21 protein-coding genes and 1 pseudogene are annotated in these 16,376 nt (G+C 58.3%); 13 read left to right on the forward strand and 9 right to left on the reverse strand.

Annotated elements, in window-relative coordinates; translation table 11 throughout:
- The first annotated feature begins 6 nt into the window (after window positions 1-6).
- Both AO356_RS20745 and dapF read left to right on the forward strand, forming a co-directional pair.
- Window positions 7-372: a VOC family protein gene (locus AO356_RS20745; RefSeq protein WP_060741326.1), complete on the forward strand. Its 366-nt coding sequence runs from the start codon at window positions 7-9 to the stop codon at window positions 370-372.
- Window positions 363-1,166, forward strand: a complete 804-nt coding sequence (gene dapF / locus AO356_RS20750; protein ID WP_060741327.1) for a diaminopimelate epimerase — start codon at window positions 363-365, stop codon at window positions 1,164-1,166. Before AO356_RS20745 ends, dapF begins: the two co-directional genes overlap by 10 nt.
- Before the next feature lie 250 nt (window positions 1,167-1,416).
- On the opposite strand, the gene AO356_RS20755 is transcribed toward dapF, so the two are convergent.
- Entirely contained in the window at window positions 1,417-1,977 is a 561-nt protein-coding gene (locus AO356_RS20755) for a nucleotidyltransferase family protein (RefSeq protein ID WP_060741328.1), read from the reverse strand.
- A 74-nt stretch (window positions 1,978-2,051) separates the two neighbouring features.
- On the opposite strand from AO356_RS20755, the gene AO356_RS20760 reads away from it, so the two are divergent.
- Window positions 2,052-2,867, forward strand: coding sequence for a suppressor of fused domain protein (locus tag AO356_RS20760; RefSeq protein WP_060741329.1), 816 nt, complete (start codon window positions 2,052-2,054; stop codon window positions 2,865-2,867).
- A gap of 99 nt (window positions 2,868-2,966) precedes the next feature.
- On the forward strand, window positions 2,967-3,590 hold the full coding sequence (locus tag AO356_RS20765) for an SMI1/KNR4 family protein (RefSeq protein ID WP_060741330.1): 624 nt from the start codon (window positions 2,967-2,969) through the stop codon (window positions 3,588-3,590).
- 47 nt (window positions 3,591-3,637) lie between these two features.
- Here AO356_RS20765 and AO356_RS20770 read toward each other — a convergent pair whose 3' ends face one another.
- Together AO356_RS20770 and AO356_RS20775 are read right to left on the reverse strand one after the other, a co-directional pair.
- On the reverse strand, window positions 3,638-4,324 hold the full coding sequence (locus tag AO356_RS20770; protein ID WP_060741331.1) for a hypothetical protein: 687 nt from the start codon (window positions 4,322-4,324) through the stop codon (window positions 3,638-3,640).
- Window positions 4,325-4,371: 47 nt separating this feature from the next.
- Window positions 4,372-4,761 carry a hypothetical protein gene (locus AO356_RS20775; RefSeq protein ID WP_060741332.1) on the reverse strand — a complete coding sequence of 130 codons (390 nt, stop codon included), beginning with the start codon at window positions 4,759-4,761 and terminating at the stop codon, window positions 4,372-4,374.
- 227 nt (window positions 4,762-4,988) lie between these two features.
- Between AO356_RS20775 and AO356_RS31115 the strand changes: the two genes are divergently transcribed.
- The gene (locus tag AO356_RS31115; RefSeq protein ID WP_237140766.1) at window positions 4,989-5,258 is read left to right on the forward strand and encodes a hypothetical protein; all 270 of its coding nucleotides are present in this window, start codon (window positions 4,989-4,991) and stop codon (window positions 5,256-5,258) included.
- A 100-nt stretch (window positions 5,259-5,358) separates the two neighbouring features.
- Here AO356_RS31115 and AO356_RS31120 read toward each other — a convergent pair.
- The 4 genes and pseudogenes from AO356_RS31120 to AO356_RS20790 all read right to left on the reverse strand — a co-directional run.
- A pseudogene (locus AO356_RS31120) lies at window positions 5,359-5,631 on the reverse strand (transposase); the annotation flags it as partial.
- 178 nt (window positions 5,632-5,809) lie between these two features.
- Entirely contained in the window at window positions 5,810-6,571 is a 762-nt protein-coding gene (locus AO356_RS20780; RefSeq protein ID WP_060741333.1) for a hypothetical protein, read from the reverse strand.
- A 197-nt stretch (window positions 6,572-6,768) separates the two neighbouring features.
- Window positions 6,769-7,824, reverse strand: a complete 1,056-nt coding sequence (locus AO356_RS20785) for an alpha/beta hydrolase family protein (RefSeq protein ID WP_060743163.1) — start codon at window positions 7,822-7,824, stop codon at window positions 6,769-6,771.
- 100 nt (window positions 7,825-7,924) lie between these two features.
- Entirely contained in the window at window positions 7,925-8,602 is a 678-nt protein-coding gene (locus AO356_RS20790; protein ID WP_060741334.1) for a phytanoyl-CoA dioxygenase family protein, read from the reverse strand.
- A 144-nt stretch (window positions 8,603-8,746) separates the two neighbouring features.
- Between AO356_RS20790 and AO356_RS20795 the strand changes: the two genes are divergently transcribed.
- The gene (locus AO356_RS20795) at window positions 8,747-9,370 is read left to right on the forward strand and encodes a hypothetical protein (RefSeq protein ID WP_060741335.1); all 624 of its coding nucleotides are present in this window, start codon (window positions 8,747-8,749) and stop codon (window positions 9,368-9,370) included.
- Window positions 9,371-9,498: 128 nt separating this feature from the next.
- On the opposite strand, the gene AO356_RS20800 is transcribed toward AO356_RS20795, so the two are convergent.
- Window positions 9,499-9,777 carry a hypothetical protein gene (locus tag AO356_RS20800; protein WP_060741336.1) on the reverse strand — a complete coding sequence of 93 codons (279 nt, stop codon included), beginning with the start codon at window positions 9,775-9,777 and terminating at the stop codon, window positions 9,499-9,501.
- 400 nt (window positions 9,778-10,177) lie between these two features.
- Here AO356_RS20800 and AO356_RS20805 point away from each other — a divergent pair, with 400 nt between their 5' ends.
- The 7 genes from AO356_RS20805 to AO356_RS20830 all read left to right on the forward strand — a co-directional run bounded on the left by AO356_RS20805 (window position 10,178) and on the right by AO356_RS20830 (window position 15,485).
- Entirely contained in the window at window positions 10,178-12,367 is a 2,190-nt protein-coding gene (locus AO356_RS20805) for a response regulator (RefSeq protein ID WP_060741337.1), read from the forward strand.
- Between the two features lie 129 nt (window positions 12,368-12,496).
- On the forward strand, window positions 12,497-12,709 hold the full coding sequence (locus tag AO356_RS20810) for a hypothetical protein (protein ID WP_237140767.1): 213 nt from the start codon (window positions 12,497-12,499) through the stop codon (window positions 12,707-12,709).
- A 352-nt stretch (window positions 12,710-13,061) separates the two neighbouring features.
- Window positions 13,062-13,478, forward strand: a complete 417-nt coding sequence (locus AO356_RS20815; RefSeq protein WP_060741339.1) for a glycine zipper domain-containing protein — start codon at window positions 13,062-13,064, stop codon at window positions 13,476-13,478.
- Window positions 13,479-13,628: 150 nt separating this feature from the next.
- Window positions 13,629-13,802, forward strand: a complete 174-nt coding sequence (locus AO356_RS32865; protein WP_170842313.1) for a hypothetical protein — start codon at window positions 13,629-13,631, stop codon at window positions 13,800-13,802.
- 69 nt (window positions 13,803-13,871) lie between these two features.
- A complete protein-coding gene (locus tag AO356_RS20820; RefSeq protein WP_060741340.1) occupies window positions 13,872-14,075 on the forward strand; it encodes a hypothetical protein in 204 nt (67 codons plus the stop codon).
- An 88-nt stretch (window positions 14,076-14,163) separates the two neighbouring features.
- Window positions 14,164-14,538 (forward strand): hypothetical protein, encoded by a 375-nt coding sequence (locus tag AO356_RS20825; RefSeq protein WP_060741341.1) that lies wholly within the window; start codon window positions 14,164-14,166, stop codon window positions 14,536-14,538.
- Window positions 14,539-14,789: 251 nt separating this feature from the next.
- Window positions 14,790-15,485 carry an HAD-IA family hydrolase gene (locus tag AO356_RS20830; RefSeq protein WP_060741342.1) on the forward strand — a complete coding sequence of 232 codons (696 nt, stop codon included), beginning with the start codon at window positions 14,790-14,792 and terminating at the stop codon, window positions 15,483-15,485.
- Window positions 15,486-15,548: 63 nt separating this feature from the next.
- Here AO356_RS20830 and AO356_RS20835 read toward each other — a convergent pair whose 3' ends face one another.
- Window positions 15,549-16,295: a 3-oxoacyl-ACP reductase family protein gene (locus AO356_RS20835; protein ID WP_060741343.1), complete on the reverse strand. Its 747-nt coding sequence runs from the start codon at window positions 16,293-16,295 to the stop codon at window positions 15,549-15,551.
- Window positions 16,296-16,376 lie beyond the last annotated feature (81 nt).

Below are 16,376 nucleotides of genomic sequence, written 5' to 3' on the forward strand. Positions count from 1 at the left end.
GAACCCATGCAACCGTCACTCAATCGAATCATGCTGTATGTCCGGGACGTTCAAGCGACCTGCGATTTTTATGAGCGTCACTTCGGTTTTACCAGTGAAAGAAAAGTCGATGACCGCGTCACCGAATTGAGCCCTGCAAACGGTGGCGCGATCCTGATGGTTCACCCTGCGGGGAAGGCCGTTAAAACGGGGCAAGTCACCGTAAAGCTTGTCTTTGATCTCCAGGATGTAGAAGGTTTCAAGGCAAAATGCCTGGCCCAGGGCCTGAAGTTTGGCGCGACGCACAGGGCGGACGGTTACTCTTTTGCCAACGCCAAAGACCCTGACGGTAATTCCATTTCTATCTCCAGCAGGGCGTTTGCATGCAACTGAGCTTTCACAAGATGCATGCCAATGGCGATGACTTCGTGATTGTCGATTCGCGAAATTCGGCCAGTGCGGTGACGAGTGCCATGGCCCATCGGATGGGGGATCGGAACCGGGGCATAGGCTTCAACCAACTCGCGGTGTTGCTCGATTGCGACGATGCCGATGCGCGGGTGATGTTCTGGAACGCAGATGGCTCCGCACTGGATGTTTGCGGCAGCGCGACACGAGGTGCGGCGGACCTGCTCATGCGCGAAGCACATGTGACTTCGCTGGTGCTGCGCACTAACCGTGGTTTGCTTACTTGCGAACGTACGCCAACCGGCGACATTTCCGTCGACATGGGCGTGCCGCTTTTCGGCTGGTCGGACATTCCCTTGGCGCAAGAACTGGACACCGCTGCCTTGCCACTTGCTGACAGTCCAGCCGCCTGCAGCATGGGAAATCCCCACTGCACCTATTTTGTCGATGACCTGGCTGGCGTTGATATCGCGACGATCGGCCCGACCATTGAAACCAACGCGCTGTTCCCGCTCAAGACCAACGTTCATTTCGTCCAGATCATTGATCGCACGCATATTCGGTTGCGCATCTGGGAGCGTGGGGCGGGTATTGCGCTGGGGTCGGGGTCCTGTTCGTGCGGTGCGGTTGTCAATGGGATTCGTCGTGGTTTGTTGGACAGTACCGTCGAGGTTGAATGTGATGGCGGCAGCGTGACGGTGCAATGGGATGGCCTGGGCGCGGTCTTTCTTATCGGGCCGGTGGAGGCGAGTTTTTCGGGGACGATGAGTCAAGGTTGAGTGGATAGGATGAACTCCACAGAAACGGTACCCACCGCCAATCTCCTGTGGGAGCGAGCTTGCTCGCGAAGGCGGCAGCAAGTTACATACATCGCCTTAAAGACCGCACTCCGTGGCGAGGGAGCTTGCTCCCGCTCGGCGGCCTGGCCGTCGTAGACCGGTCGATGCCGTTTGTCTGGAAGAGCGTTTTGGGGCGGCTTCGCCACCCAGCGGGAGCAAGCTCCCTCGCCACAGGATTATGGCGGTTGCATCATTTCTCCATGATGCTGAGCCACGGCCAGCGAGCCTGATAACTTTTCGCCTTCTCATCGAACAAGTCAGGCTGGGGATTTCTTGGATTCATGCGAAGAACGCCTTGCTCTATGTCGTCCAGGCCATAGGGCGCATAGACCTCACCGGTATCGACATCCAGCCCAATACACGTACCCGCAATCAAGTAACGATCAATGCCATCCTTGGCCGACTGAAGCTGAGGGTAGGGCTTGCCAAACCGCTGACCGTACCAAAGGTGGACGCGCGCCTGGTTCTTGATCTCGATGTTGACGTCGAGGTCCTGGAAGAGACGCTGGGCGGCATGGATCACTTCATCCTCGGCCTCCCAGGACAGGTCGGGGTCGAAGTAAAAAACATCGTAATCCTTCACGCCCCAAGCGGGTGGCCGCTGCGACTGATGATTCCAGACGGCTTGGAACAGGCAACCAGCCGTGAGCATGCATTGATTCAAACCGAGTGAAGGCAAGCGCGCGGTGATTTGTGCGTTGATTGGGTTGGTCATTGCTATGCTCACCAAACTTTCGACCGTCAACGTCATATTCATCCTTTTGAAATCGATCCAAGCGTAGTGACTGAGCCTACATCAACTGTAATTTTCGGATAGGAACGCCCATGAATTTCTTCAAGAAGCTCTTCGGTTCATCGAAAACCCCTGAAACCCAAAACGACCAGCCCGCGCCGCAATCCCACGAGCTTGGCGACCTGACCGAGGCTGAAGCAGCCAATCTGGCCGTCCGGGAAGCCGGCGCAGCGTGCCTGGATCGTCATTGGAGCGCTGTCGGTACGGTCGAGCAGGATGTTCTTTCCTACCTGATCAGTCCGACTTTTTCCGGCGGCCCGTACTGGCCTTCGACCCGCCAGGCCTACCGCGTGGTTCGCCGCGGCGACGCGATCATTCTCGCCACCGAAGGCCTGTCCGATCCATTCGATGATACGGAAGGAATGGGCAACGGCTTCGAAATGGAATTGTTCGTCGAAACCGCGGATATCCCCGAGCACGCTTATGGCCCGGCGGGAGAGGTCGACCCTTTCAAACGCAGCTGGGCATTCGAGCTGGTGGAACACGTCGCCAAAACGGTGGCCGACGCGGGCGGCATCACCCACCAACTCGACCAGCACGGGGCGCTATCCCTTGAACTTCCCGGGCTGAGCCAATCGCACCACATGAGCGATCAACTGCCCAAACTCTTCGTGACCGATGACGACTCCACCGGCGTTCTGCTCGGCGCCCCGGCGCCGGATTTCCCTACCCAACTGGATGACATGCCCTTGTCCCCGGTCAGGTTGGTGCCGGTGGTATTGATCACGGCTGCGGAACTGGAGTACGTCCGTTCCGGTGGGCGAGCGGCTAGGGAGGATCTGGTGAGCCGGTTGAAGGCGGCGGGCGTTGGGCATATGAGCAGTCTGCATCGGGCGAGTGTGGTGTGAGGCCGGGAGGGGCGGCCGAAAACCAACCCGAGTGATCGGTCGCTTTTTTTGTAAGATCGATTGATACCGCGTCCCATCCCATACCCTTTCGAGACATCAATGACTGACTACCGTGGACTCATCCTCGAAGACACCCGTGAAGGCGCCACCGACCTTGCCATCGCGCAACTGGAAGCCAGCCTGGGTGCCCGCTTGCCGGACGACTATCGCCAGTTCCTCAAGACCTGCAACGGCGCCTACGTGGAATACGATGTGCTGGCCACGCTCGCCAATGGCGATGAGGAGTTGCTCAGCTTTTCACTGTACGGGCTGGATCCGGACAAAGAGTATGAATCCAACCCCTTCGAACTGGAGCAACTGCGGGCTCAGCCCGGCTTCCCCGCGACGGGATTGTTGCCGATCGGGCGCGACGGCGGCGCGAGTATCTTGCTGCTGGATTTGCGCGAAGGGCGCCAGGACGTGGCGGCAATGGTGGCGGGCTTACCGGCCTGGACCGGGCGTCGTCAGCAGGGCGATGAATATGTGGTGCTGGCGGATTCTTTCAATGGTTACTTGGACGCGCTGTATCTATCGCAAGAGCGGATCGAGGAGCATATCAATCACTTCATCATCAGCCCTGAAAGTGTTGAGGCGACGTTGGAGTGGCTGGATAAAGGAAGTCCTGGGTGGCGGGAGCGGTATCGGGAGTTGTGGAATGCGAGGGTTGTGGATCGGTTGATCTGAAGCCTGATCCGATGGCTGAAAGCCGATTTGCCGAATGACGCCAGTCTTCAGTCGAGACGGTCGATGGCGCGTGCAAGATTGGCCCGTGCCTGCTGCTCGAATGCGTCGAAGTACGGTGCAGTCGTATAAATGCGCCCCCGTGCCAGAAAACCTTCAAGGACCTGGCGGCGCTTTTGGCGGTACACAGACAGCGGCACAAACTGGTACTCGCGGCGAATTTGTTGGTCGTATTCCTCGAACCGCTCGAACGATGCCCCAAGAATCGCCAGATCCGTGTCCACCAGCACCGCTTCGTCTGCCGACGCCGGAGCAGCGTCGTGTCGCGTCACCATCACCAGCTCGTAAAGCCTGCGTCGCGTTTCATCGCCCAGGCCGTTATCACGTGCCACATCATCCAACCATTGGGCACTGCGCAGCTCGTTGTCGCTGCGAAGAGGGTCGTAGATCGCATCATGGAACCATAGCGCGAGGTCGACTTCGGCGGGGGCCGGGCAGGCCGCGTTGACGAACCGGCGCACCTGAAGGCATTCCTGCAGATGCTGGAGGGTGTGGTAAGCGCGATGCGGCTCGCCGTAGCGTCGAATGAGTGCTTCGTACGTCTCTTGTGACGCACATCCGACGCCAAGCTCCGCCCAGACGCGAGCCCAGGCAGTGAAACCCGTAGCATCAGCCACGTCGAGGTCGCCGTGTGTGCTGGCCGGCAACAGCGCACTCCCTTCTGGCGAGTCCGTCATTGTTTCTCCTGCGCTTCAAAAATGAAAAAGGGCACACCCATTTTGAATTACTGGGCATCGCCCGCTGGCGCCTCGTCGGCATCGTCCGGTGGCGCTCCGTAAGGTACACCAATCTCGACCCGGTCCGCCTTTACCCAACCTGTGTAGTCGTCGCCACTCTTGGCGATGAAGTTCACTTCCAGCCATGATTCGTCTTCAAGGCTGGCGTAAACGGTGAGAGAGTCGCCGGGTATTACGAAAATCTTTTTATTGGCACAGGCTTCATCCGGCGCTTCGTGAAAATGCAGGCGTCCGGTGCCAATGACCTTGCCTTGCACCGACGGATGAAACTCAGGCACGGTGCCGGAGATCTTTTCCGCCAGGGCAGAACAGTTGACAGCGGCCTGGCTCAGGGTGCTGAAAAGGCATAGGCATAACACGCTTGAACGCAGATACATCTTGGCGAATCCGTTTTGGGGTGGAGGCGTAGGATAGTTAAGTCGGAAACTATTGGGGAAGAGACATACCGTGACGCCTATGAAAAATGGAGCATGAAAAAGTCGGTCTGCCCAAACTACCTGATCATTGACTGGTGAAAATTCCTTTTTTCACGCTGCTACGTGAAATTTGAGTCCGGAAGCCTCCGCCAAAAGTAAAGATTCAATCTGGGGCGCGTGCTTTCCTGATGCGCAAACCATGGCTGATTTTTTCAACAGAATCGGCCAAGCATTTCTCAGTCCAGGTAGCCAATGATAGTGAAGCCCTGCCGGTAATGTACGCATGCGGCAATGCCAAACCACTGGGGTCGAATCTAGAGGTCGCAAGCATTGGAAGCACTGCCAAAGCCCAACGCTGCATGATTGATCACGGATTTGAACCGAAGAATAAACTGACACTGGTTTACCTGACTTATCCACAAGTAACGGGCTGTTCGTCAACGACCCTGCCGCGTTGACCCAATGGCTTAAGTCACAGGTAAGGCTCGCGGCATCAATGGAGACAATCTATCTGACAGCTCTCGGCCAATGACTAGCCGCCGCGACCGGAAGCCGTCGGCCGATTCGACGGAAGCAGCGATACGCCAGGTTCAAGTGAGCCTCTTCGCACAACCTGCGTTCGGAGCGAATACCGTAGCAGTAACCCACGATCAGCAGGTGAATCATCAGTTCAGGATCAATCGGGCTATAGAAATCGGCGAGGTAATGGCGCAGATCTCTCAGATCGAGGCAACGATTGAATGTTGCGCAGCAGATGACAGGCTGGGATGTAATCTTCAATGTTTACGAGTAAAGCCACCCCTCTTGTCCGCTCGACAATTGTCCCGTCATGCTGCGAATCCTCCAACTGGCCGATGACCCAATTTCGTCGCAGGCCAGACAGGAGGTCTACTTTTTCAACAGAAAAGGCCAGAAGGGGCCATCCAACAGCTAAAAACCATGTTGGGCGCAAAACCCTAACCAAGTTGAATGTAGCTTAATAATCATATTTTATAGACGCCTATCTGGATCAGAGAGATTCAAACGAGTCGATATATTTTGAAACTCTTCTCAAGCGTGAGCGCTCATTATGATTAAGCTCAAGCTTGTCTTCCAGATGCTTTTTCTGCTCATCGAAAGCCCAAATAAGATAGTGCCTTAGCCATTCATATTTTTCAGTATTTTCATTTTTATAAAAATTGGATTTTAGCAAGTTTAGAGCGCCTTCGAACGGTCTATTGCTCATGGAGGTAGATAAAATTCTTCCATAATTCAAATATGGATAATCCACCACTCCGCCATTATGAGAAACATTCGACAAGTGTGGAAGCCCTGATACCACGCACTCGGCAAGCGCACCGGTCATAGAACCGTAGTACTTCAAGATAAGTGAGCGATCAATAATTATCCTGGGGTATTTTGCTGCAGCTTCAAGAGTGTAGGCATTGATCAAGCCTGCGCCAACAATTATATTGTTGGCCTTATCAACAAAAAGGTCGCCGTGTGAGATTGCTCCTCGAACAGGAATACCTTTGGCGAGCAGTCCCGACTGCAGTAAGCTTGATAATTTCATCAACTCAAGGAGATTTTCAGATGACTCGTCGCAGTAAATAACAATCGAATCACTTATCAGTAAGAAATCAAAGTTTCGCTTAGTCACTGCGGAGTGGAAGTTGGAGAGGATGAAGCTATAATAAGTATCTATCGAGGCTGTTGATGAGGCATAGACAAGATTTTTAAAGCCAAGCACATCAATAAATGCAACCAGTCGTTTCTCGTATTTTATATTCAATTTCCAAGCTCATCCCTGAAATTTTTGAGTTTCTACGGGGCACTATTGCAGAGTAATAAATAATGGCATATAGCCATTGGCGATATATCGTACACCTTCTTTTTCTTTTGTATAGGTCTTTAAGGGGCAAAAATTGTATGGGTGCAAAATGGCTGTTCCGGCGTCTCGTCGAACCGCTTCAAGTCAGCACCACTCGATTACAAACGACCTTCTTCATAACCCGATGACTGCGCCAAAAACTCTGCGATCAGCGATGCAACCTGCTGCTGAATCACCCCCCGAGCACGACCCCCATCACCATCCCGACAAATGATCCCATCCCCTGGCACTTCCTCCTCAAGCATTTCCTGCGCACCAGGCTTACACATCGACATGAAGCTGAAATGGCTCGCATCGCTGATCTCGACGTAACGGCTTGACGCTGGGGGCAGGCGCTTGGCCAGGTTGGCAGATTCCAACTCAGCGGGAAGCTCTTGCGACGGTACACCGGCCGCGATCACCAAGGCGGGGACCGGCAGTGCGGCCAGGCTTTTATCGGTCAGACCCCGCGAAAGGCCCAGGTCCAATGTCACCACCGCAGTAACACGTTTATCGCGCCAATCGGCGGCCAGTTCGGTCTTTGCTTCTGAGGTGCTGGCGGGGTTCATCTGTTCGTAAACCGTGCAGCTGGATAACTGCGAATGGGCTTTGCAGTCCTGGGTGAAGCGCTCTGGGTCGAAGCGAGCGCCGGCGATCTCCAGGGCGGTCCAGCCGCCGAGGGAATGGCCCACGGCTGCAATTCGATCATTGGCGACCCGGCCAAATTTTTCAGGGTGAGTCGTGACCGCATCGATGGCCCGGCGCAGGTCGACAGGGCGCTGCCATAACTGCGCCGCTGCTTGGGGGCTACGGTCATGGGTGGTGCTGCCGGGGTGGTTGATGGCGGCGACGATGTAACCCTTCTGGGCCAAGGCGCTGGCCAACCAAATCTGGTTGCTCCAGTTACCCCTGTAGCCGTGGGAGAGCACCACCAATGGATGTTCGCCCGCAGTTGGCGGCGCGTTACGCACGGCGGACGCGCCGACAAACACCGCATTATCGGCGATCAGTTGCGGGGCCGTGGTGGTTGCGCTCGGGTACCAGACCACCATCTCCAGTGCGCGGCCATTGTGTGGATCCGGCAGGTTGGAAGATTGAAAACCGATGGGGGCTTCGTCAGCCAATGCGGTCGTTGTCAGGCAGGCCAACAACAGGGCGCCGAAAGCTGTTTTCAATGTCGTTTCTTCCTTGATCAGACGAATGGGGTTCTCAAAAAGCCCGGGCATTAAAGCTCAGATTCGAACCGTTGCGCACAACTTTCATCGACCCAAAAAACTAGCCCTCGAAAGTAAACGCCGAGGGGGCGAATCGATCGCGGGTGTCCATGCGAATATTGCGCAGCGCCACGGTTTCCAGGTGTGACGCGTAGAGCGATTCCGAGAAGTAGCTGATCAGGATGGAGCGACGGCGTGCGCCAATCGCGTTCAGGCTGCCCGCGTGCACCAGGTCCACATCGAACACCAGGATGTCACCGGCACTGCCTGAAAGCTGTACAGCGCGTGACTCGTCATTGAAGTCGAAGGGGGGCGCATCCGGCTCGGGGCGATGGCTGCCGGGGACGATCCGTGTCGCGCCGTTCTCGGGGCCGTAATCGTCGAAGAATGCCAGGGCGATGGCGATGTCGCCTGGTCGTTGGGCCGACAGATCGCGGTGCAGTGGTTGCTGGCCGCCACCGGCAAGGGGCTCGCGGCCTTCCACTTGGGAGAGGAAGAATTGTTCGCCGATCAACTCACCTGCCACCGCCAGTAGCTGGGGTAGACGACACACGGCTTGAATCCTCGAATCATCGTCCAGCATCGAATAGCGCCAGTCCATGCCACGGGGCACTGGCCATTGATCCGACGGTCGCACGCCTGCATCGAACACGCTACGCAAGTCAGCCAGCCACTCGTTCGGGATCGCTCGACGGAGCAGAATGTAGCCGTCTTGGTGGAGTTGTTTGCGGTCAGCCATGGTTCGTCCTTGTGCGGGCATTTGGAAGGCTAGTCTGTAAACCAAAGTGGGACCACCGGACACTGGAAAACGGAGGCGACAGAGACAATCCCGGAATGTTTTGCAATTATCATCCAACCACCATCCAAGAAAAGGACTTCACCGATGAAGCGTTTGCTCGCCTGCACCCTCCTGACACTGGCCGTCGTCGGTTACGCCAAGGCCGACCAGAGCACCTTCGAAGAAACGAACTCGTGCTCGGAAGACATCGATTGCCAAGGCGATTTCATCTGCAAAAACGGCCAATGCGACAGCCCTCAACTCCAGCGAAGCCCTGTTGCAAAAACCACCGCCAAGACTCAAGCCGCACCTCCCGCGCCGCCGGGCGTTGCCTATCAACCGCTGCCCGTCAATACCGAGCGTGCCGGACCTTTCACGACTCAGACTGAGGCGATGGCAACTGCGCTGAATTATCAATCGCGGACGGGTGTGATGAACGTCATGGAGTCCGTTGTCGAGCAGGCCGAGTACACCGGTTATGTGACGATTGAAAAGGCTTACACGTTTGGCCCGAGCAAGTATGTGCTGGTGGTTTCCACGGGCGAGGGCGGCAATGCTTGCCCTGCGTCCACTTATGTATTCAGTTTCGACACCCAGGCCGAGCGGGTTGATGGCAAGCGTGAAGTGGAGGGGTGTTCTGAGTTGGTCGAGGCCATGGCGGAAGGGAACAAGCTCATGGTCAAGAAGGAGGGCGCTGCGACTGTTGTTTATAACGGGATGGTCGAGTAGTTCAGGTCGACGATGCACCCGTGGCGAGGGAGCTTGCTCCCGCTTGAGTGCGCAGCGCTCACAAAAAGGGGCCGCTGCGCAGCCCAGCGGGAGCAAGCTCCCTCGCCACAGGTTGTCGGCGGGCAGGCTTATGGCGTGGAACCTGCCGGTGCCGCATCCAATCGTCGTGCAATCACATCCATCACGTCACACCCATCACGTAGCGGGATGCAGCAAAGTTGCGCCAGATCTTGCAAGGTCGCGGGATCGATGGTCAGTTCATCACGCATCGCCAGGTTCTCCAGGAATTGGGTCGCGGCACGGATTCGGTAGGCAGCTGAGTCGAGCAGGATGTGTAGCGGGGCGGTGGTATCGACGTAGAGGGGTTGGTCGTCGGCGTTGCTGGTCAGGCCCATGTATTGATTCATAAGTAAGCTCCACTGGATAGTTTTGCCCACTGCGGGTCGCCAAACCCGGCCACCATTTGGGCGACGCCAAGACTATAGTCGCCGCCGTAAAAAATACGCAAGGGATTGATAGCGAAGGGGATTCCCAATCATATGTAGGACGTTGCCATCGTCGTAAGCATCCGAGCTGTATGTCTTACAACTTGGCAGTCTCTTCACCTACATCAAGCCCATTCCCAACGATATGTAAGACATTTCTGTAGCCTAACCCCCGATTTCCGCCCTTCACCCCCCATTTGCCCCCCGACGCCTCCCACAATCCAATCGCGCATTCCCACCCGTCGCGGGATAATACGACCCTGCCTGGGGTCACAAGCGTTTCCCCCTCGTTGGTATTGGCGTCTCAGAAGGATCGAACGCAATGACAGATTGGCTTCAGAGCTCTGGAGAAATGGCTGAGCGGGTCCGCCGTCATCCTTGGGAGGGCACGCCGCTCGGGCCGCCTTCGCAGTGGCCTGATGTGTTGAAGACCACGGTGGCGCTGAGCCTCGCCTCGCATTTTCCCCAGGCCATCGTGTGGGGGCCGGACCTGATCACGTTGTACAACGATGCGTTCCTGCCGATCCTCGGCAGCAAGCCCGAGGCGCTGGGGCGGCGGTTCGATGAGGTGTGGCGGGAGGTCTGGAACGATATCGGGCCGATCGTGCGCGCGGCCTTCGATGGGCAAGCCACTTATATAGAGAACTTCCCCCTGGTCATCGAGCGCGGCGGCGGTCCTGAGCAGGCTTATTTCACGTTCTGCTATAGCCCCATCCGTGACCAGTTCGGCACGGTGGTGGGCATGTTGGATACGGTCACCGAGACCACGTCCACGGTGTTCATGACCCAACGGCTGGCGGTGCTGGATGCCATTGGCAATGCGGTGGCCAACGCTACCGACCCGCAGGCCATCATGGCGACCACCACGCGGATTCTGGCGGCGCACTTGAACCTGTCCAATTGTGCCTATGCGGACATGGATGAGGACGAGGACGGCTTCACCATTCGCGGCGATTGGGCCAGGGCGGGTTCGCCCCATATCCTCGGGCATTATCGGCTGGCTGATTTTGGTCGGCTGGCCGTCGCCAACCTGCGGGCCGGCAAGCCGCTGGTGATCAACGATAACCTCAAGGAGCTGGCGCCGGAGGAAGCGGCGACGTTCCAGGCCATTGGTATCGCGGCTACCATTTGCGTGCCGTTGATCAAGGGCGGGCGATTGACCGCGCTGATGGCCATTCACGACAAAACGCCGCGGGTCTGGTCATCCAACGATCTGGCGCTGCTGATGGAAGTCACCGAGCGTTCCTGGGCCCACATCGAGCGCGCCCGTGCCGACGCTGCCGTGCGCGAAGGGTTGGCGGCCCTGGCCGAATTGAACGCGACGCTGGAAGAACGGGTCGAGGAACGCACCACGCGTTTGAAACAGACCGAAGCGGCGCTGCGCCAGTCGCAAAAACTTGAAGCCATCGGCCAGCTCACCGGCGGCGTGGCCCATGATTTCAACAACCTGCTGACGATCATCCGTTCTTCGGTGGACTTCCTGCGTATGCCCAACTTGTCCGAAGAGCGCCGGCAACGCTACATGACGGCGGTTTCGGAAACGGTGGAGCGCGCCTCCAAGTTGACCAGCCAGTTGCTCGCGTTTGCCCGGCGCCAGCCGTTGAAGCCAGAAGTCATCGATGTGGCCAAGCAAGTGCTGAGCCTGGGGGACATGCTGCAAACCGTCACCGGGGCGCGGATCCAGGTCAACGTCGAGTTGTGCGATCGGCCCTGTTACATCCGCGCGGACCTGAGCCAGTTCGAGACGGCGTTGATCAACATGGCCCTCAATGCCCGGGATGCCATGAATGGCCAGGGCACGCTGTGGCTTCGGCTCAGTTGCGACGGTGGCATGCCGCCGATCCGTGGTCATGCCGGGGCCGGGCAGTCCTTTGCTGCCATTGCCTTGGCTGACACCGGTACCGGTATTGACTCGCAAGTGCTCGAACACATCTTCGAACCCTTCTTCACCACCAAGGAAGTGGGCAAGGGCACGGGGTTGGGCTTGTCACAGGTGTTCGGCTTCGCCAAGCAGTCCGGTGGCAACGTCGATGTTTCGACTGTGGTGGGCGAGGGCGCGGTGTTCACGTTGTACCTTCCGGAAGTGGCGCCAGAGCAAAACCACGAGCCGCTCAGGGAGGAGGTCACGCACCTGGTGCTGGAAAAGGGCAAGCGCCGGGTGTTGATCGTGGAAGACAACCTGGAGGTGGGGCGTTTTGCCAACCAGATCCTCCAGGACCTGGGCTACGAAACCGCCTGGGCGACCAACGCCGAAGAAGCGCTGGAAATGGTCGGGCCGGATGCGATGGCATTCGACGCGGTATTTTCTGACGTGGTGATGCCAGGCATCGGCGGTATCGCCTTGGCCCGGGAGCTGCGCCAGCGTCGCCCGGATCTGCCAGTGGTGCTCACTTCCGGCTACAGCGAAGAGTTGGCCCACAGTGGTCATGAAGGCTTTGAGTTCTTGTCCAAACCCTATTCGGCCGACCAGGTTTCCCGGGTTTTGAACCGGACGATGCTGGGTGCTGAATGAGTGTTTCCTTTTTGAAACAGTGAGTTCCACTCGTCGGCGAAGAGGCTTGTTGAATAAACAGTCTGTTGATGACCGGCTAGTCTCATTGTTGTGAAGGTCGATATTGTCAGGCAACCGGTTGTTGTCGGTATGGACCTCAATGAAAGGGGAAATGCAATGGGAGCATCGTACAGCGAGGAGCACGGAGCCGCGTATCCGATCAATGAAGGATTGCAGTGTGGTCAGTCGACCTACCATGCAGACTTTGGCGACGAGCCGATCAAGTCCATCAGGACGAAGGTGGCCAAAGTGCAGCGAGGGGAGAAAGCCAAGTTTTTGCCCAGGGTTCCGGTCAAGAAGTGACAGGCTCCCACCGGGCTGCGATCTTTCTCCTGTCGATTGAATCCAAAGCGAAAGGTAAAAGATCGCAGCCTTCGGCAGCTCCTACGGGGAGCATTCCGGTCTTTGCGTAAATATTTTTCATATTTTCTCAGCCGGCGGTTTCTTTCACGTTTCTTTCACAAGCAGGTACGTACTCTCAGCTCATCCGTTAGAAAGCAGTACCTGCCCGTTTCCCCAGCGGGCTTTTTTTTGCCTGTCATAAAATAATCCGCCGTTTCGTTGTCCAACCGTCATGGCTGACGCGTTTGGCGTACACTCGCGCCCGCGCGCACTGGCCATTTCTCCCCGATGCGGCATTCTTGAGGTTTCTATCATGCGTTTGACTTTGTCCACCTTGGTACTGGGGTTGGTGGTTGCCCAGGGCGCGATGGCTGCCGGTGACGGTACCGCTGCAGTCGGCGGCGGTCTGGGCGGTGTGTTGGGCAACGTGGTCGGCCAGCAGATGGGCGGCAGCACAGGCGCCGCGATCGGCGCGGGTGTCGGCGGCGCAGCCGGCAGCGCCGTGGGCGCGCGCAAGGGCAGCCGCACGGAAGCCGCCATCGGCGGTGGCCTGGGGTCGGCCGGTGGTTCGATCGTCGGTAACCGTCTGGGCGGCTCCACCGGTTCCACCATCGGTGCTGGCGTCGGCGGCGCGGCGGGCGGCGCGTTGGGCAGCAACCTGTCCAATGACAACGACGGTCACTCCGGCGGCAAGAAGCACAAGTACAAGCACAAGAGAAATCATCGTTAAGCGGATGCTTGGATGAAAAGACCCGGTCTCTGTGCCGGGTTTTTTATTGACCTGCCATTTCCGTGAACAGGCCCCCTGAACATTTCTCAGGAACGATTGCTGTCCCCCCACCTCAAATTCATACATCCATCAGCAATCGCGAGGTGTGCCATGACGCCGGAAACCGAAGGCAAGGAAGAAAAGGGCCCGACGGGCGTGCCCTTCATCAATGATCCAGGCCCCAACGACCCGGGCAACGAAGACCCCGGTTCCCTGATGGATGACGCCCAGGTGCCCTTGCTCGACGATGAAGACGCTGAACTCGAGGACGAATCCTACGAGTGAAGGCGTGCAAACTGATCGTCCGCGTTCTCTAAGCTGCAGGACAGGTGCGTGCACCTGTCGGGAGATTGTATGACTGCCGATTCCCCCGTTCCCAATGACGAAGAAACCCCAGAATACCCGCTACCATCGCCCACCAACCCGCTGAGCCGCGACCAGCTCCCGCCCGATGACGAGGCGGGCGTCGAGCAGGTGCCCAGCGACGACGAGGACGTCGAAGCGACTCCGGATGATCCGGACATCGCCGGTGACGACGCCTCTGGCACGCCGAGCTGATCGACGGGCCCGCCTGTCGATTCAGTGGCACCATCGCCCCGCCACGCGTGCCAGACATCAGGTAAGTATCTTGAAAAGGAGACTCACCATGATGAAGTCCAACATGACAGCGCTGACACTCGCCGGGATTCTTTCCGTCAGTTCATTGGCCGCTTTCGCACAATCTTCGAGCGGCACGCCCCCCGTGGACAAGGGCGGGATGCCACCGTCCTCGGAAATGGAAGCCGGCTCCAAGTCCGGTGCCAGCGAGAACGCCTTGCCTCCGGGCTCTGTGGGCGGCGGCAATGGCGGCGATGCCAGCGGCAGCAGCACCAGCCCCGGCACGGGCAGCGGTTCGCTGAGTGGCGGCAGCACGATGGGCGGTGCCGACGCGGGCGGTGGGACCAACGGCGGAAGCGGTACCAGTGACAGCGGTGGCAGCTCGGGCGGCAGTGGTTCGGGGTCGGGCGGCTCCGGCCAGTAACCTCCCATCATCAACCTACATGAGTGGCGAGGGAGCTTGCTCCCGCTGGGTTGCGAAGCAGCCCCACGATCCTGCGGTCGCTGCGCAACCGAGCGGGAGCAAGCTCCCTCGCCACAAAGCTCATCCTCAGATTTACCATTGCCGGTTCCAAGCCCCGTTCGTTATCCTGCTGAATCCTTTAAGGCGAACACGCTGCCCTGGCCGCACCTGAGCCATCCCTGGAATGTTGTGTTGATAACGGATCAGATGCGATGAATGCACCGCTGAAAGAGTTTGGCCCGATCAAAGCTGTGATTTTCGACATGGATGGGCTGTTGCTGGACACCGAGGGGATCTACACCGAGGTCACCTCCATCATCGCCGAGCGCTACGGGCGCACGTTCGATTGGAGCGTCAAGCAGAACATCATCGGGCGCGGGGCCACGGACCTGGCCAATTACGTCGTCCAGGCCCTGGAGTTGCCGATCACCCCCCAGGAATTCCTGGTCATCCGCGAGCCCTTGATGCGCGAGCGTTTTCCTCACGCCCTGGGCATGCCCGGTGCCGAGGAACTGGTGCGGCATCTCAAGGCCCACAACATTCCCATTGCGGTGGGTACCAGTTCGTCCAGCCCCACGTTCGCGCTGAAAACCACGTTGCACCGGGACTGGTTCGCGCTGTTCGATTGCATCGTGACGGCCGATGATCCGGAGGTCGGTGCGGCGAAACCGGCACCGGATATCTTCCTCACCGCCGCCCGGCGCCTGGGTGTCGAGCCGCGCGACTGCCTGGTGTTCGAAGATTCGCCGTTCGGCGTGACAGCCGCGAAAGCCGCCGGCATGACCGCCATTGCCATTCCGGATTCGGCCATGGCGGACGAAAAATACGCCCATGCCGACGGGATCATCCGCTCCTTGAAAATGTTCCAGCCGAGCCTTTGCGGTCTGCCGGAGCTGGAGTGGGCCTGACAGCGAAGGGCTGCTGCGCAGCCCCGCGGGAGCAGGCTCCCTCGCCACAATGATCGGCTCGGATCAGGCGCCGAAACCACCGTCGATGGTCAGGCTGGCGCCGGTGATATAACCGGCTTCCGGCCCTGCCAGGTAGGCGACGAAACTGGCGATTTCATCGACATTGCCGTAGCGCCCGACGGCCATCAGCGACAACAGGCTGGAGGCGAAGTCACTGTCGGCCGGGTTCATGTCGGTGTCCACCGGGCCGGGCTGCACGTTGTTGACGGTGATGCCGCGCGGGCCGAGGTCGCGGGCCAGGCCTTTGGTCAGGCCCACCAGCGCGGATTTGCTCATGGCGTAGGTCGCGCCACCGACGAAGGGCATGCGGTCGGCGTTGGTGCTGCCGATGTTGATGACCCGGCCACCTTCGCCCATGTGCCGCGCTGCCGCCTGGGTGGCGACGAACACGCTGCGCACGTTGACGGCCAGGGTCTGGTCGAAATCTTCGAGTTTGAATTCATCCAGCGGCCCCATGGCCAGCACGCCCGCGTTATTGACCAGGATATCCAAACGCCCGAAAGCTTCGACGGTGGCGGCGACGGCGTTACGAACGGCGTCGGCGTCGGCGCTGTCCGCCTTGATTGCCAAGGCCTTGCCGCCCGCTGCGGTGATGCTGTTCTGCAATTCTTCTGATTTTGCGCCAGAGCTGACGTAGGTGAAGGCCACGGCGGCGCCTTCTGCGGCAAGGCGTTTGACGATGGCGGCGCCGATGCCGCGAGAACCGCCCTGGATCAAGGCGACTTTACCGTTCAGTGCTTGGGTACTCATGATGTTCTCCAAAAAGTGCCGGGGCGAAGTGCCGCGGTGATGGAGCGAGTATCAAGAAGGCGTCGTGGGCTGTGTAGACCG

This window comes from Pseudomonas fluorescens (genome assembly GCF_001307275.1).
Lineage (GTDB): Bacteria > Pseudomonadota > Gammaproteobacteria > Pseudomonadales > Pseudomonadaceae > Aquipseudomonas > Aquipseudomonas fluorescens_AA.